19 protein-coding genes are annotated in these 15,085 nt (G+C 68.6%); 8 read left to right on the top strand and 11 right to left on the bottom strand.

What is annotated here, in order from left to right:
• Both AB0I43_RS25860 and AB0I43_RS25855 read left to right on the top strand, forming a co-directional pair.
• Entirely contained in the window at window positions 1–1,182 is a 1,182-nt protein-coding gene (locus AB0I43_RS25860) for an ABC transporter ATP-binding protein (protein ID WP_357432711.1), read from the top strand.
• Window positions 1,157–1,867: a 5'/3'-nucleotidase SurE gene (locus AB0I43_RS25855; RefSeq protein ID WP_357432710.1), complete on the top strand. Its 711-nt coding sequence runs from the start codon at window positions 1,157–1,159 to the stop codon at window positions 1,865–1,867. Before AB0I43_RS25860 ends, AB0I43_RS25855 begins: the two co-directional genes overlap by 26 nt.
• Here AB0I43_RS25855 and AB0I43_RS25850 read toward each other — a convergent pair.
• The 5 genes from AB0I43_RS25850 to AB0I43_RS25830 form a co-directional block, all read right to left on the bottom strand.
• On the bottom strand, window positions 1,845–3,356 hold the full coding sequence (locus AB0I43_RS25850; RefSeq protein ID WP_357432709.1) for an AMP-binding protein: 1,512 nt from the start codon (window positions 3,354–3,356) through the stop codon (window positions 1,845–1,847). The two genes, AB0I43_RS25855 and AB0I43_RS25850, sit on opposite strands and share 23 nt — an antisense overlap.
• A complete protein-coding gene (locus tag AB0I43_RS25845; RefSeq protein ID WP_357432708.1) occupies window positions 3,356–4,555 on the bottom strand; it encodes an NAD(P)/FAD-dependent oxidoreductase in 1,200 nt (399 codons plus the stop codon). Before AB0I43_RS25845 ends, AB0I43_RS25850 begins: the two co-directional genes overlap by 1 nt.
• 13 nt (window positions 4,556–4,568) lie before the next feature.
• The gene (locus AB0I43_RS25840) at window positions 4,569–5,450 is read right to left on the bottom strand and encodes a PDR/VanB family oxidoreductase (RefSeq protein ID WP_357432707.1); all 882 of its coding nucleotides are present in this window, start codon (window positions 5,448–5,450) and stop codon (window positions 4,569–4,571) included.
• A gap of 138 nt (window positions 5,451–5,588) precedes the next feature.
• Window positions 5,589–6,413 (bottom strand): alpha/beta fold hydrolase, encoded by an 825-nt coding sequence (locus tag AB0I43_RS25835; RefSeq protein WP_357432706.1) that lies wholly within the window; start codon window positions 6,411–6,413, stop codon window positions 5,589–5,591.
• A 140-nt stretch (window positions 6,414–6,553) separates the two neighbouring features.
• A complete protein-coding gene (locus AB0I43_RS25830; RefSeq protein ID WP_356974168.1) occupies window positions 6,554–6,997 on the bottom strand; it encodes a PaaI family thioesterase in 444 nt (147 codons plus the stop codon).
• Window positions 6,998–7,377: 380 nt separating this feature from the next.
• Here AB0I43_RS25830 and AB0I43_RS25825 point away from each other — a divergent pair, with 380 nt between their 5' ends.
• The gene (locus AB0I43_RS25825) at window positions 7,378–8,142 is read left to right on the top strand and encodes a peptidylprolyl isomerase (protein WP_357432705.1); all 765 of its coding nucleotides are present in this window, start codon (window positions 7,378–7,380) and stop codon (window positions 8,140–8,142) included.
• A 10-nt stretch (window positions 8,143–8,152) separates the two neighbouring features.
• Here AB0I43_RS25825 and AB0I43_RS25820 read toward each other — a convergent pair whose 3' ends face one another.
• The 3 genes from AB0I43_RS25820 to AB0I43_RS25810 all read right to left on the bottom strand — a co-directional run bounded on the left by AB0I43_RS25820 (window position 8,153) and on the right by AB0I43_RS25810 (window position 9,616).
• A complete protein-coding gene (locus AB0I43_RS25820) occupies window positions 8,153–8,443 on the bottom strand; it encodes a cold shock domain-containing protein (protein ID WP_356974170.1) in 291 nt (96 codons plus the stop codon).
• 45 nt (window positions 8,444–8,488) lie between these two features.
• Window positions 8,489–8,908 carry an anti-sigma factor antagonist gene (locus AB0I43_RS25815; RefSeq protein WP_357432704.1) on the bottom strand — a complete coding sequence of 140 codons (420 nt, stop codon included), beginning with the start codon at window positions 8,906–8,908 and terminating at the stop codon, window positions 8,489–8,491.
• 63 nt (window positions 8,909–8,971) lie between these two features.
• A complete protein-coding gene (locus AB0I43_RS25810; protein ID WP_356974566.1) occupies window positions 8,972–9,616 on the bottom strand; it encodes a TetR/AcrR family transcriptional regulator in 645 nt (214 codons plus the stop codon).
• Window positions 9,617–9,913: 297 nt separating this feature from the next.
• Between AB0I43_RS25810 and AB0I43_RS25805 the strand changes: the two genes are divergently transcribed.
• Window positions 9,914–10,432, top strand: a complete 519-nt coding sequence (locus AB0I43_RS25805; RefSeq protein ID WP_356974172.1) for a TetR/AcrR family transcriptional regulator C-terminal domain-containing protein — start codon at window positions 9,914–9,916, stop codon at window positions 10,430–10,432.
• 91 nt (window positions 10,433–10,523) lie between these two features.
• Complete coding sequence (locus AB0I43_RS25800; RefSeq protein ID WP_356974173.1) at window positions 10,524–11,219, top strand: PAS and ANTAR domain-containing protein; 696 nt, start codon at window positions 10,524–10,526, stop codon at window positions 11,217–11,219.
• 6 nt (window positions 11,220–11,225) lie between these two features.
• Here AB0I43_RS25800 and AB0I43_RS25795 read toward each other — a convergent pair whose 3' ends face one another.
• The gene (locus tag AB0I43_RS25795; protein WP_356974174.1) at window positions 11,226–11,780 is read right to left on the bottom strand and encodes a hypothetical protein; all 555 of its coding nucleotides are present in this window, start codon (window positions 11,778–11,780) and stop codon (window positions 11,226–11,228) included.
• A 66-nt stretch (window positions 11,781–11,846) separates the two neighbouring features.
• Window positions 11,847–12,089 carry a CsbD family protein gene (locus tag AB0I43_RS25790; RefSeq protein ID WP_356974175.1) on the bottom strand — a complete coding sequence of 81 codons (243 nt, stop codon included), beginning with the start codon at window positions 12,087–12,089 and terminating at the stop codon, window positions 11,847–11,849.
• Between the two features lie 136 nt (window positions 12,090–12,225).
• Between AB0I43_RS25790 and AB0I43_RS25785 the strand changes: the two genes are divergently transcribed.
• The 3 genes from AB0I43_RS25785 (at window position 12,226) to AB0I43_RS25775 (ending at window position 13,842) form a co-directional block, all read left to right on the top strand.
• Entirely contained in the window at window positions 12,226–12,396 is a 171-nt protein-coding gene (locus tag AB0I43_RS25785) for a hypothetical protein (protein ID WP_356974176.1), read from the top strand.
• Window positions 12,389–13,348, top strand: coding sequence for an alpha/beta hydrolase family protein (locus AB0I43_RS25780; protein WP_356974177.1), 960 nt, complete (start codon window positions 12,389–12,391; stop codon window positions 13,346–13,348). The genes AB0I43_RS25785 and AB0I43_RS25780 overlap by 8 nt, the downstream gene beginning before the upstream one ends.
• A gap of 74 nt (window positions 13,349–13,422) precedes the next feature.
• Window positions 13,423–13,842, top strand: coding sequence for an ATP-binding protein (locus tag AB0I43_RS25775; protein WP_356974178.1), 420 nt, complete (start codon window positions 13,423–13,425; stop codon window positions 13,840–13,842).
• A 3-nt stretch (window positions 13,843–13,845) separates the two neighbouring features.
• Here AB0I43_RS25775 and AB0I43_RS25770 read toward each other — a convergent pair whose 3' ends face one another.
• Window positions 13,846–15,084, bottom strand: coding sequence for a fatty acid desaturase (locus AB0I43_RS25770; protein WP_356974179.1), 1,239 nt, complete (start codon window positions 15,082–15,084; stop codon window positions 13,846–13,848).
• Window position 15,085 lies beyond the last annotated feature (1 nt).

Genomic DNA, 15,085 nt, shown 5'->3' with positions numbered 1-15,085 from the left:
ATGACCAGTCTCAGTGTGAGCGAGCCCCCGGTGCTGACCGCCGCGGTCGACCTCTCGGCCGGCGTGGTGCTCGACGGCATCACCAAGCAGTACGGCGAGGACCGCCCGGCTCTCGACGTCGACCTCCTGCATGTGCCGGGCCGATCGCTGACCGTGCTCGTCGGTCCGTCCGGCTGCGGCAAATCGACCGCGCTCGGCGTGGTGTCCGGCCTGATCACCCCGACCACGGGACGGGTGCTGATCGACGGTGCCGACGTCACCGAGGTGGCGCCGGGACGACGCGGTGTCTCGATGGTGTTCCAGGACTTCGCGCTGTACCCGCACATGACCGTCGAGCGCAACATCTCCTTCGGCCTGCGGCTGGAAGGCAAACACAACCGCAAGTCCGGGCTCGACCGCGCCGAGATCGAGCGGCGCGTGGCCGGCGCCTGTGCCAGCCTCGGGCTGAGCGAGCTGCGCCACCGCAGGCCCGCGCAGTTGTCGGGTGGTCAGCGGCAACGGGTCGGGCTGGCCCGGGCGATCGTCCGGCAGCCGAAGGTGCTGCTGCTCGACGAGCCGCTGTCCGCGCTGGACGCGCAGTTGCGCCAGCAGGCGCGGGTCGAACTGGTGCGGCTGCATCGCGAGCTCGGCAATACCGTCGTGCTCGTCACCCATGACCAGCTCGAGGCGTTGTCGATGGCCACCCACCTGGTGGTGATGAACGATTCGCGGGTGTTGCAGGTCGGCAGTCCGGCGCAGGTGTATCGGCGGCCGGTCGATCTGTTCGTCGCGACTTTCCTCGGTAGTCCGCCGATGAACCTGGCGACGGTGGCCATGAACCAGGCCGGGGACGAGATGACCGGGTCCGGTCTGGAAGTACTTCTCCCGCAGGCGATCCCCGGATTGCCGGGGGAACTGAAACTGGGCTGGCGAGCCGGAGACGGCACGCTGCGGCAGCACGACGGCCCGGGTCTGCTCGTGCACGGCGTGGTGGAGCTGGTCGAGTTCACCGGCGACGCCAAGATCGCGCAATGCACCGGCGAATCGGGCCGGTGGGCCGTGACGCTGCCCGCGAACGATCCGGCTCCGGCCGTCGGCGCGCGGATCCAGGTCTACGTCCCGGCGGACCGGCTGCACCTGTTCGACCCGGAAACCGGCGCCCGAGTATCGGCTTTCGATGCACCTGCTGATCACCAACGATGACGGCTACCGCGCGCCGGGACTCCTGGCGCTGGCGGAAGCGGTGCGCGCGCTCGGCATCGACGCGACGGTGGTAGCACCGAGCGGGCCGATGTCGGGCGCGGGCCAGTCCCGGCGCAGCGGCGTCGCGGTGGACTGGGAATTCGCCGCCCCGACCGCCGAAATTCCCACCATCCACGTGGGATCGACGCCGGCGGCCTGCGTGGTCTTCGCGCTCACCTCCGGGGTCATCGCGCCGGTGGATCTGTGCCTGAGCGGGGTGAACGCCGGTGAGAACATCGGCGCCACCCTGAATGTCAGCGGCACCTACGGCGCTGTCCAGGAAGCAGGGGCGCGCGGTGTGCCCGGCATCGCGGTCTCGCGCGAGTTCGGCGGGCCGTGGGCCGAGCCGCACGACTGGGACTGGAAGTGGGTGCCCGAGGCGACCGCCCGGATACTCGGCACGCTGCTGGCGGCGCGGGCAGGCTGGTTCACCGCGAACGTCAACCTCTCCGGCGTCGACCAAGGCACGGATCCGGCCTACACCAGGGTCAGCCGCGCGCTGTACTACACCGATGTCTTCGACGTCGCCCGCGGGGCCATCCTCAGCACGATCGGCTACCGTGCCGAGGAGCTGGCACCCGACGACGACATCTACGCCTTCGCCGAGCAGCGGCGAACCAGCATCACCCTCGTGCGGCGGGCTTGAACGGTTCGGAGCGCAGCTCGGTCTTCACGATCTTCCCGCCGGCGTTGCGCGGCAACGGCGCCGTGCGCACCGAGAAATACTGGGGCACTTTGAAATCCGCCAGCCGCACCCGCAGATGGTCGAGCACGGCGACCTCGTCGAACTCGGTGCCCGCCACCGGCACCACCACCGCGCCGACCTTCTCCCCCATCATGTCGTCGGGCACCCCGACCACCGCGCATTCGCCGACGCCGGGGGCGCCGGCGAGAGCGTTCTCCACCTCGACGCAGTACACGTTCTCGCCGCCGCGGTTGATCATGTCCTTGGCCCGATCGGCGATCGACACCAGCCCGTGCTCGTCGACGCGGGCGAGATCACCGGTGCGCAGCCAGCCGTCAGCGAAGGTCGCGGCGGTGGCCGCGGGGTTGTTCCAGTACCCGGCGACGACGGTAGCGCCACGAATGAGCAATTCGCCGACGCCGCTGACGGGATCGGGCGCGTCGATGGCCAGGTCGACGATCGGTGCGGCGAATCCCACCGATTCCGCGTGCTCGGTGGCCCACTCGTGGGGCAGGTAGGTCGCGATGGACGAGGTCTCGGTGAGACCGAATCCGTTGGCCAGCCGTGCATTCGGGAAGTGCCGGGCGATCTCGGCGACCAGCGCCGGGGCGACCGGCGCGCCGCCGTAGGCGACCCGGTTCACCGCGCTCAGGTCGAAGTCGGCGAAGTTGGGCTGCCGGAACGCGAGATAGTAGATGGCGGGCGGGTTGGTGAGCGAGGTGACCCGCTCGTCGACGATCGCCCGCAGGAAATCCTGAATCTTGAACTGCGGCAGAATGATCGTGGCCCCGCCGATGGCGAGCTGTGGAATCAGCTGGCTGTTGCAGGCGGTGACGTGGAACAGCGGCACCGAAACCAGGTTGCGCAGCGCCGGGCCCTCGTCGGCGGCGATACCGGCGAGCCGGCGCACGTTCTCCACCGTGGACAGCAGGTTGCGGTGCGTGGTCATCGCGCCCTTGGGCCGTCCGGTGGTGCCACTGGTGTAGAAGATCGCGGCGAGATCGGTGGCGGCCGCGCCCTCGTAGACGTAGGGATCACCCTGCGGCAGCGGCTCATTCGGGCGCAAGGCGAACGCGGCGCCGGAGTCGGTGCGGACATGCTCGATCTCGGGAGCGGCGAAACGGGTGTTGACCGGCACCGCCACCGCGCCCGCGAGCACGATGCCGAGAAAGCCGACCACCCAATCGGTTCCGGCGTCGAGCAGGCTGGCGACCCGGTCACCGGGCGCAATGCCCTTGTCCCGCAGCCCACCCGCGACCCGCGACGCGTGCTCCCACAGTTGCCGGTACGAGAGTCGCTCGCCGCCGACCTCGACGACAGCTTCCTGATCGGGCCAGGTCTCCACCGTGCGGCGCAGCATGTCCACCAGCGAATCCGGCAGGCCGGAGTACTGCGCGATACCGTGCTCGTCGCGAAAGATTCCGGCGGTGTCGAACGGTTGCACGGTCATCACGCGACCTGCGGATCGAGCAGCGCGGCGAGGTTGTCCTCGGCGAAGAACTCCCGGGCACTGAGTCCGCCCGCCATCATCCGGAACCACTGCTGGGTGTGTTTCGGGCTGCTCGGCAGTGCCCGCATCACCTCGACATGCTTGTCCGGCAACACCAGTCGCGAGGACTCGCAGGTGAACCGGTACATCGCCTTGCTCGACCGATCTCGCTGCGCCTGATAGTCGGCGAGCGCTTCCTCGAGTGGCCGCGCCCCCGTCAGACCCTCGTGCACGCGCTCGGCGAGCAGGTCGGCGTAGGTGAACGCGTCGCTGATCCCGAGGCCGGTGAACGGGTCCTTGTGATAGCCGGCGTCGCCGACCAGGGCCCACCCCGGGCCGTGCGATTCGCGGTAGAAGTTGTCCGGGTAGCGGGCGATGTAGAACCGCTCGTCGCGCTCGCCGGTCTCGAGCAGGTCGGCGAGATCGGGCGCGGTTTCCTCGAACGCCAGCGAGAAGTTGCGCTCGACGTCGGTGCGGAAGGGCGCGAACCGGTCGACGTATTGCACACACCAGATCAGCGTCTTGCCGTCGTTGGTCGGCCAGCCGCCGACCGCCTGTTTGTCGCCGATCCGCAACTCGCTCTGCATCTTCAGACCGGACCAGTACGAGTAGGCGGTGAAGGTCTCCCCCGGGATCACGTCGTACTTCTGCGCGCCGGTGAGCTCGGCCACGGTCGAGGCGTAACCATCGGCGCCGATCACGAGGCGGGCGTGTTCGACGACCCGTTCGCCGTCGCGGTCGCGGCCGACGATGCCGGTGACGACGTCCCCGTCGCGTACCAGATCGAGGACGGTGACACCCTCGCGCACCTCGGCACCGGCCGACCGGGCGGCGTCCTGCAACAGCTTGTCGAGCACGATGCGCCGCGGCGCGTAGGTCTCGGCGATACCGTCGATCGGGTCGGAGAAGCCGGAGAACCGCGCGTCACCGTAGGACATCGTGATCGAGTGGATGGGCGTGCAGCCGGTGGCCTTCAACTGGTCCAGCAGACCCCAATCCCGCAGTCGCGCAAGGCCCTTCTGCCGCAGCATGTGGGTCGAGACGGCATCCTTGGGAAACAGCGCCTGGTCGACGCAGAGCACTCGGTAGCCGCGCCGCGCGAGCAGCATCGCGACCGTGGCGCCGGCGCAGCGCGCGCCGACAACAATGACATCGTGCACAGTCTTCGACCTTTCAGGCATCGAGCACGAGGCGTTCCGTGCGCGCTCGGGAGACGCAGATCATCATGGTTTTGCCCGACTCTTGCTCAGCGGGCGTGAGAACCGAGTCGCGGTGCTCGATTTCGCCTTCCAGGACCGTGGTTTCGCAGGTCGCGCACGTTCCTTCGCGACACGACCACAGCACGTCCGCACCGGCCCGTTCGAGCGCGTCCAGGATCGACGATCCGGCCGGGACGTCGACGGTCCGGCCGGATCGGTTGAGCACCACGGTCGTCGGCCGGTCGGGTCCGGTCGGCGCGAACTCTTTCGGATGAAAGCGCTCGATCCGCAACACCTCCGGCGCACAGTGCTGCTCGACCGCGGCCAGCAGCGGTTCCGGGCCACAGCAGTACACGAGTGTGCCCGAGGGCATCGGATCGAGGATCTCGGTCAGTGGCATCAACCCGACTTCGTCCTGCGGGTAGCGCCGAACCCGCGCGCCGTAGGCGGACAACTCGTCGGTGAAGGCCATCCGCGCTTCGGTGCGGCAGCCGTAGTGCAATTGCCAGTCGGCGCCGCGCTGTTCGAGTTCGCGGATCATCGGCAGCAGCGGGGTGATTCCGATGCCGCCGGCGATCAACAGGTAGCTCGCCGCCGGCGCGAGCGGGAAATTGTTGCGGGGCTCCCGGATCTCCAGCAGCGTGCCGGGCCGCACCCGCTCGTGCATCCACGCCGACCCGCCCCGCCCCTGTTCCTCGAGCAGCACCGCGATGCGGTAGCTGTCCCGATTCGCGGGATCGCCGCACAGCGAGTACTGGCGAACGACGCCGTCGGGCAGGACGACATCCACGTGCGCACCCGGCTCCCACGGCGGCAATGGCGCGCCGCCGGGGTCGGTGAGCACAAAGGACAGCACGCCCTCTGATTGGTAGGTAATGGACCGAATTCGCATAATCGCGCTGATCACACGATGAGTCTCGCAGGGCTGCGGTGGCCTGTGGCGATTGATACTTTCCACGAATTGCCGGATTGAAAAGGGCGAGACACTGCCCGATCAGGCAGCGTCGACCCGGGCCAGGAATTCCCACAGCAGTTCGGTGATCGCCGCCGGCTGCTCCAAACTGCTGGAATGGCCGCACTCGGCGATGATGTGCAACTCGGCGGCCGGGATCAACTCGGCGATGCGCTCGGATCGCGGCGGCGGCGTCGCCGTGTCGTCGGCGCCGACGATGACCAGCGTCGGCAGGGTGATGGCGGGGATCTCGTGGTCCACCGGTGCGCGGTCGGCGACGCCGAGAACCGCCCGGCGCAGGGCGGCACGGTCGCAACGCCGCAGGCGGGCGGCCCATTCTTCGACGACGGCGGAGTTCGCGGGATCCGCGAGAAAGGTCGACCCGAACAAGTGCGGTGTGACCTTGCCTCGGACCGGCGTCACACCGAACAACCGCATTACCGCGGCCAGCCGCTTGTACTCCCCGATCTTGCTCGCGTCCTCGGGCTCGGAGCTGGTGTCCAGCAACGTCAGCGAGCGCAGCAGCGCACCGTGCCGGGCCGCGACGCGCTGCCCGACGAAGCCGCCCATGGACAGCCCCACCCAGTGCGCCGGGGCGATTCCCAGGCCCCGAATCACCTGGACGGCGTCGCGCGTGAGGGTATCCATGTCGTAACCGCCTGCGACCGGCCCGGTTTCGCCCTGTCCGCGCCAGTCGATCGCGACGCACCGGTAGTGCTCGCGCAGGGCATCGATCTGCGGCCGGAACATCCAGCCGCCGAACAACAATCCGTGACCGAAAACGATGGTGGGCGCCTCCGGGCGATCCGGCGGGAGGCCGGTGTCGGTGTAGGCGATCGGCGTGCCGTCGGCGAGGATGGTGGGCATGGGTCCGATCCGTTCCTGAAAGTCGTTGTGCCACACCTTGATCAGCTGGTCGGACCAGGGCTCTGCCCAGACAGCGGCGGATGCCCGGAACCGCCGCGCAGGCGGGGGCAGAGCTCGAAGAGGGATGTCCGGCGCTGAACCTATTTGGCGAGCTTCACGTTGCGCATCGTCACCAGCGCAGTCCCGCACAGGGTTTCGTCGTCGCCGTCGACGGAGAAGATATCGGCGGCGGCGATCGTGATGAGCGCGCCCGGTTTGATCACCCGGCCCCGCGCCACGACCTGCGGGCCGCGCGCCGGGGCCAGAATCTTCACCGTGTAATCGATGGTCATATTCACCCATCCGGGCGCCAGCAGCGTGCCGGCCGCGGAGCCGGCGGCGAAGTCGGCCAGCGCGCCGAGCACCCCGCCCTGAAAGAATCCGTCGTGCTGGGTGAGTTCCGTGCGATAGGGCTGAATGACCTCGGCCGCGCCCGGTGTGATCCGGCCGAAATCGAAACCCAGGTGCTTGGCGGCGGGCATGCTGAGCACCACCGCCCGCACGGCCTGTTCGAAATCAGGATTCGTCGCTTGCCACGTCTGCATCTCAGCTCTTCCGTCGGGTCCTCATATTTTCGCCACATCAGAATCCATCGTCGACACCGAATGCGTTCAGCAATTGATCCATCACCGGAACGAATCGGACCGGTACCATCGTGCGGCAAGTCCGATCTAGTTCGCCGCCGGGGTAGTTGGGGGATCGCAGGGTGCAAGGCAATCACGGTGACGCGGGGAGCGGTCCGCGGTACGGCGGTCCGCCGCACAGTCCACACGCGTCCGGTGGTGTGCCGCCGTGGGTCGGGAATCCGGTTCCGCCCCAAGGTTTTCCGCAGCAGGGGCAGCAGTATTACGGTGGGCGATACCCGGGTGGGCGGCCGCCGCGTAACAACCTCCCGTGGATTCTGGGCGGAATCGGTGCTGTCGTCATGGTTTTGATCGTCGGCGCAGGGCTGTTCGCGCTGAGCGGGAGCAACGACGACAACGCTGCCGTGCCGACAACCGCACCGCTGTCGTCCACCACCGTTGCGCAATCCCTGACCGAGTCCGGCCTGCCTGCCCCGAAGCCGAAAGCGGCTCTGGTCAGCTGCACCTACGCCGCCGGCACCGGGCCGGCCGACAAGCCGGTCACCAAGCCCGAGCGGATCGAGGTGCCCACGACGGGAGCCGCCGCAGCGGTCAACATGAGTATGCGGACCAGCGCGGGCTCGATCGGTCTCGCCCTGAAACAGGCCGAATCACCGTGCACGGTCAACAGTTTCACCAGCCTGGTGCAGCAGAGGTACTTCGACGGCACCTCCTGCCATCGGATCACCACCGGCGCGGGACTGAAGGTGCTGCAGTGCGGCGACCCGACCGGCACCGGAATGGGCGGCCCCGGTTACCAGTTCGCCAACGAGTACCCGACCGATCACTTCCCGGTCGGTGATCCGAGCGCACAGCTGCCGGTCGACTACAAGCGCGGCGTGCTCGCCATGGCCAACGCGGGCCCGGACACGAACGGCAGCCAGTTCTTCCTCGTCTTCGGCGACTCCCAACTGCCACCGCAGTACACGATCTTCGGCACCGTCGACGCCGAGGGCTTGGCCACCTTGGACAAGATCGCCGCGAGCGGCAGCGACGAGACGAACGGCCCCGGCGACGGCAAGCCCAAGGTTCCGGTAGAGATCGAGTCGATTCAGCTGGGCAGCTGAAGCGCGCGGCTCAGTTCAGGCTGGGCACCACCCGGGTCGCCTCCGGCCCTCTGGGCGTCTCCGACACGGTGTAGGCGACGAGTTGGCCGGCGGCCAGGGCCTTGAGGCCCGGCACGTCGATCACCCGGTAATCGACGAATACCGCCGGGCCGGCCTCCGCCGCCAGGAAGCCGAAGCCCTTGGAGACGTCGAACCAGGACACGACACCGTGCTGCCAGTCCGGCGACTCGGGCTCCGTGCCGCTCGATCGGGTCACGGTGATGTCCACGGTGCGGGCCGGCGAGGAGAGCGTTGTCGTCATGTGGCGGGGAGTATCCATCCGCGCCTGTTCCAATCGCGATCGTGGCTAAGCCGATTCGTTGCGGTTCGCCCGCAGCTGCGCGCAGGCTTCGGCGAGGGTCGGGCGGACGATCAGCAGGTCGATCAGACCGGTCAGCTGCATCGGGCGCAGCGTCGCGGAGTTGTCGGCGACCACGGCGATCCGGCTCTCGCGGGGATCCTGTCGCACCTGGGCGGCCAGCACCGACAGCCCGGCCGAGGCCAGGAACGTCACCGCCTGCAAATCGACGGCGACACCGTGGTTCGCCGCGTCGGCCGCCAGGGCGGCATCGAGGGCGGCGCCGAGATGGGGGGCGGTGAGGACGTCGATTTCGCCGCCGATCCGCAGCACTGTCACGCCGTCGAGCACGGTTGATTCGAGGGAGAGCCGCGTACCGGCCGGACGAAGGTCTCGCTCAGTCTTCGGTCCAGCGTTGTTGTTGGTCACCGAGGAGAGTTTACATTGTATCCCTGATTGGCACGCGGTCTGCGGGTGCGCGCGGGTGCGCGATCACTCGGCCGGGAGCGTGCGTTCGAGTCGATCGAGCAGGGCTTCCAGCGACTCTTCGAACTCGAGCGCGCTGTGATCCTCGGCCAGTTTCGATTCCAGCCGGGACAGATGCGGGTATCCCGCGAGCTGCTCGGCATGCGAGCGATCCGGCTCCGCCGGGACGTTGGCGGGCCGACCGGCCACCTCCAGCAGCAACTGCCCGAGCAGGAACGTGGTGTAGGAGCGGTAGGCCGAGACCGCGGCGTCGTCGTCGAAACCGTAGTAGAGCAGCGTGTCCAGGAAGGTTTCCATCCAGCGCAGGCTGCGTAGCGGCGGGCGCACCCACGGCGCCTCCGGCGCACGGGTGGCCACCAGGGGAAACAGCTCGGGATGGTCCAGGGCGATCTGGCGAACGCCGTGCGCGAGCCGCACCAGGAAGTCCTGCCATCCGTCTTCCCGGCGGCGCGCCGCGAGCTGGTGCTCGTGCAGATCGTCGACCAGCAGCGCGACGATGCCGCTGAGCAGGTCCTCACGACTGTGCACGTAACGGTAGAGCGCCATCGCCTCGACGCCGCACACCGCTCCGAGCCGGCGCATGGTCAGCTTGCGCAGCCCTTCCTGATCGACGAGGTCGATCGCGGCCTCGAGGATCAGGCGGCGGCTCAACGGCGCGCGCGACTCGTCGCGGTCGCCCGGCTCGGAACCGCGAGAGTCCGGCGACTTCGCCAAATCCTCTACGCGATCGTCGTGATGTTCGTCCACCGAAACATCCCCTCACTACACGCGTCGAAGCAAGACCAACGGTCAGACTATTTCACCGCCCACCCAGTCCCTAAACACCCGACGGGCGCGCGTCGGCGATCGGGGCGTCACGCAACGCCCGGCATCACGTTGCCCGGTTCGGGAAACAGTGGCTGAGCTGTTGAGTTTACAAGGTAAACGCTTGCCGCTAGATTGTGTCGAATGTGCGGTCAGGGTTCCGTCGGCGAGCGTGACACCGAGGCCGGCGACACGATCGGCAACTGCTTGCGAGAAGCGTCGTCCTCGACCAGCTGGCAGGATTTCCTGGTGCGATCGGCGCACGGGGTCCGCCGCATCGTGCTGCGCGAGCCGGAGCTGTTCGCCCCGGCGGTCGCCCTCGCGCCGGAGGCGCCGTGGGCGCGGCCGCCGCTGGGCAACCTGCGGTGGATAGAGACGTTTCTCAACACGCTGCTGTGCTACGGCTTCGATGACGACGAGGCGGTCGCGGTGTATCGGTCGTTCACGACCTTTCTGCTCGGCCAGTTGTTGCTCGAGGTGGCCGGCCACGTCACGGTACCGGGGAGCGAGCGCACACCGGCCCCGTCCACCGGGGCGCTCGAGCAGTTCCCGAATCTGTATCGGCTGCAGCCGAAACTGTCGCGCGACCACGGCGCCGCCGAGTTCGAAGACGCCCTCGAGGCGCTGCTCGACCGCATCGAACGCCTGCGTTCCGCCTCCTGACACACCGGGCTTTCCCGGCAACGATAATGATGAACCCGGCGATCGGTTAACCGCAGGTCGACGCCCCGTGCACACTGGAACGGTGACCGATATGGATCAAGAGTCCCGCAGCGACGCCCCGCTCGGGCAGCTCGTCTCGCCCGGCGGCGTCGCCGAGGTGGAGGCGGTGATCGGCACCGGAACCCAGCAGCCCATCGGCAGCTTCCGGTTCTGGTTCGGCGAGCAACGCTGGGAGTGGTCCGACGAGGTCGCCGCCATGCACGGCTACTCCCCCGGTGAGGTCGAGCCGACCACCGAACTGCTGCTGGCCCACCAGCACCCCGAGGACCGCGACCGCGTCGCCGGGGCGATCACCACGATGATCGAGAACAGCGAACCGTTCTCCAGCCGGCACCGGATCATCGACACCGCCGGCTTCGAACACGAGGTCATCGCGGTCGCCGACCTGATTCTCGACGATCAGGAGTCGATCGTCGGCACGCTCGGCTACTACATCGAGATCACCGACATCGTCGAGGAGAACTCCGACGAGGAACTCACCGAATCCTACGAGGGCCGCCAGACGATCGAGCAGGCCAAAGGCGCGCTCATGCTGGTCTACGGGCTGACGCCGGACCAGGCCTTCCGGCTGCTGCGATGGCGGTCGCAGGAATCCAATGTGCGCCTGCGCGCGCTGGCCACCCAGCTGGTCGCGGAGCTGCGCCCGCTCAGCAAGGAGATCCCCCAGTTCCGGACTCGGTTCGATCACCGCCTGCTGACGCTGCACGAACGGGTCCCCGAGAGCTGAGCGGCCTCAGCGCGCGCGACTGACCGGCCAATCCGAGGGGAACGCCAGCAGGGCGCCGATCATCCGCAACGCGGTGAGCAGCGCCTGAATCGCATCGCATCCGGAGGCCACCGCCTGTGGCCGGCCTTCGATCCGGAACGCGCAGACGTAATAGCCCCGCCCCACCGCGCGCCTCGGACTGTCGATCTCGATCGCGCGCGGGCCCCGGTCGGTGACCTGGATCCGCAGGCCGACCACGCCCCCGGACGCCGCGGCCTCCGGGGCCCGATATCCGGGGCTGGGCGCGACCGGGAATCCCTGTGCCGTGGCATCGAGCACGGCGAAGCGGTGCCCGCATCGGTTGGCGCGGCTCAGCACCGCGCGCAGTGCCACCAGCGCGCGGTAGAGCGCCGCGATCCCGTCGACGTCGCGGACCTCGAACTCCCCCATGCCGTGCACCCGGAACCCGCATCGGCCGCTGCCGTCGGACGCCTCCACCGGCGTGCCCACTTCGATCAGCACCGGACGGCCGCCGTCGGTCACCATCCGGGTGGCCAGCACGCCTCCGGTCGCGCCGCTCACGGCGGAAACCTCGGATGCGCCGCGGCGAAACGGGCGCACCCCGCCGCACCGAGGCATCGCCGGAGCTCAGTGCCGTTGATGGCTCGCCTGCCGTGCTTCCTGCACGTCGGCTTCCACCCGGGCCTTTTCCGCCTCGGCCTCTTTCGCCGCCGCTTCGCGCTGCGAGGCGGCCTTGTCCTGTTGCGCCCGGCCCTCGCCCTTCAGGTCCTCGTCGCCGGTGACGACGCCGAGCGCCTCCTTGGCGCGACCCTTCACGTCCTCGACCACGCCCTCGACCGCCTCGCGGGGGCCGCTCCCGTGCTCTGGCATACCATCCTCCTGCTTACCGTGGGCCGACTTTCGGACAACAGCGCAATTACCCGTGGACAGAGATCGAAACCACCGGAAACGCGCGCGGACGCGCCGCACGCCGGTTAGGGCGCGGTAATCGGGGAAAGGCTGTCGCATGCCGCAGCCTCGTCGCCTTGTTCTCGTCGCCACTCTCGACTCCGGTGCCACCCAGCGCATCCCGCTAACCGTGCACCGCCGCGAGGCCGCGTTGCGCTTCGAGGTCGGCGCGATCGAGACGGCCGCTCTCGGCGGCACCGCCGCGACGCCGGAGGGCGGACATGGGTGAGCGAACCCGCTGGTGGCGGCGGATCGCGGTCGCGGCGAGCCTGGCCCTCGCCGTGCTCGTCCCGGCCGCACCGGGCGCCGTCGCCGAACCGGCCCAGCGCCCGGGCGGATTCGAGGAACTGCTGGTGCCCTCGCGCATGGGCCCGATCAAGGTCCAGGTGCGGTGGGCCGCCCATGGCGGTTCGAGTGCGCTGTACCTGCTCGACGGTCTGCGCGCGCTGCCCTCGGGCAACGGCTGGGTCATGCACACCGACGCGCTGGCGTTGTTCGGCGACGACGACCTCACCCTGGTCCTGCCGGTCGGCGGCGAATCCTCCTGGTACGCCGACTGGTCGGCGACCTCGGCGCTCAACGGCCAGGCGGTGCCGTACCGGTGGGAGACTTTCCTCACCGAGGAACTACCCGCCTACCTTGCCGACTACGGCGTCGACCGGACGCGGACCGCGGTCGCGGGCTTGTCGATGGGCGCCAGCGCCGCGCTGGCGCTGGCCGCCAATCACCGAGACCAATTCGTGCACGCCACCGCACTGAGCGGCCTGCTCGACTGGAGCCTGCCGGGCGTGCGCGACGCGATGCGCTTGGCCGCGCTGCAGGGCGGCGGTTACGACCTCACCGCGCTCGCCCCGCCGGGCTCGCCGCGCTGGCAGCGCCTGGATCCGGCCGCGCTCGCACCGGCATTGGCCGGACTCCCGATGTACATTTCGGCCGCCAGCGGTGTTCCCGGGCCGGCGGATCAGTGGGACAGTCCCGACACCGCGGCGGCCACGATCGCCGGAACCGGCCTGGAGGCAGGCGCTTTGGTGTCGACCCGCTCGTTCGAGGCACGGCTGCGCGCGCTCGGGATCGCCGCCGTCTTCGAATACCCGGCGACCGGGACCCATTCCTGGCCGTACTGGGGCAGTCAACTCGCGGTCGCGCGGCCGCACATCCTGCACGCGCTGGGTGTGGGCTGACGCACTTGTTTGATCGGTGTCGCTGCGGTTAACCGTCGCTCAACCACTATTGCCCAGATGTGAGGTGATCATCGATGACCATGTACGACCCGCACACCCCCGATGAGATCTCGGCGCTGGACTTCGATCTGGACACCACCTCCGACAGCGAGATCCGCAACGCGGTACGGAGTCTGCTCGTCGTCGAGACCGCCGCGCTGGTGAACGACGCGGTGCTGTGCACCGACGAGATGGTCACCAACGCGCGCCGCCACGGTAGCCCGCCCCGGCGATGCCGGATCCTGCGCCGGTTCAACCCGGAGCGGCTGCGCATCGAGGTCGACGACGCCGGCGCCGCCGCGCCCCGGCTGCGCACCCCGGACGACCGGGGCGGCCGCGGCATTCTGCTGCTGGATCGAATCGCGCTGGCCTGGGGTGTGATCACCGGCACGGGCTGCAAAACGGTGTGGGCCGAACTCGCCCTGGAACCGTCGATCCTGCCCGCGGGCGCCTGACATTCAACGAGTGCGCACCGGCGCCTGTTCGAGTTCTCGCAGGGCGGTGCGCAGCCCCTTCCGCTTACCGGTTTCCGGATCGAGGCCGAAGTGTTCGTCGAGGCCCGCGCGGATGGCGAAACGCAATTCCGAGGCGGTCTCGGGGGCGTCGTCGGCTGTCGCGGAGAGCAGGGCGTTGGGCAGGGCGAGTTTGGCGATCGTGCGGAAGGATTGCAGATACTGCCGGCCGAGCGAGCCCGTGGTGTACGGGAGATCGTATTTGTCGCAGAGTTCGCGAACCCGGACACCGATCTCCTCGTAGCGATTGCTGGGTAGATCGGGGAACAGGTGGTGCTCGATCTGGTGGCTGAGATTGCCGCTCAGGAAACGCGTCAGGAGTCCGGCGCGAAAGTTCGCCGAGCCCAGCATCTGCCGCAGATACCAGCGCGGCTGGTCCTCGGCGGCGAGTTCCTCGGTGGTGAATTTCTCGGCGCCGTCCGGGAAATGGCCGCAGAAGATGACCATGTAGGCCCAGTAGTTGCGGACGAGGTTCGCCGCGGCGTCGGCGGTGAGCGTCGTCTTCCAGTTCGGTCCGGCCAGCGCCGGGAAGATCAGGTAATCCTTGGCCGCCTGCTTGCCGACCTTGGTGCCGATGATGCGCAGATCCTTCAGCGCCTGCCGCCAGTTCTTGTCCTTGTTGCGCAGCTTCTCGACCTCGAGATGGTGCAGCGCGACGCCCCATTCGAAGAACGTGCCCAGCAGCAGGTTGTAGATCGGGTTGCCGACATTCCACCAGGCCCAGGGCTGGTCGCGGGTCACCCGCAGGATGCCGTAGCCGACATCGTCGTCCATGCCGACGATGTTCGTGTACTTGTGATGGACGAAATTGTGCGAGTGCTTCCACTGCACGCTGGGGCAGGTGGTGTCCCATTCCCAGGACGAGGAGTGGATCTCGGGGTCGTTCATCCAATCCCATTGCCCGTGCATCACATTGTGGCCGAGTTCCATGTTCTCGATGATCTTGGCCAGCGAGAGCATCGCGGTGCCCGCCAGCCAGGCGGGTTTGCGATTGCTGAACATCAGCGTGATCCGGCCGCCGACGGCCAGCGCCCGCTGCAGGGCGATGGTGCGCCGGATATACCGGGCGTCGCGTTCGCCCCGGGATTGTTCGATATCCCGGCGGATCGCGTCCAATTCGGCGCCGAGCGCGTCGATGTCCTCGGGGGTCAGGTGTGCGTAGACGTCGATATCGGTGATAGCCATG

The sequence above is a fragment of the Nocardia sp. NPDC050435 genome, assembly GCF_040655395.1.
GTDB lineage: Bacteria > Actinomycetota > Actinomycetes > Mycobacteriales > Mycobacteriaceae > Nocardia.
The sequence above is the reverse complement of the archived record's forward strand: the minus strand, read 5'-3'. Positions and strand labels throughout refer to the sequence as shown.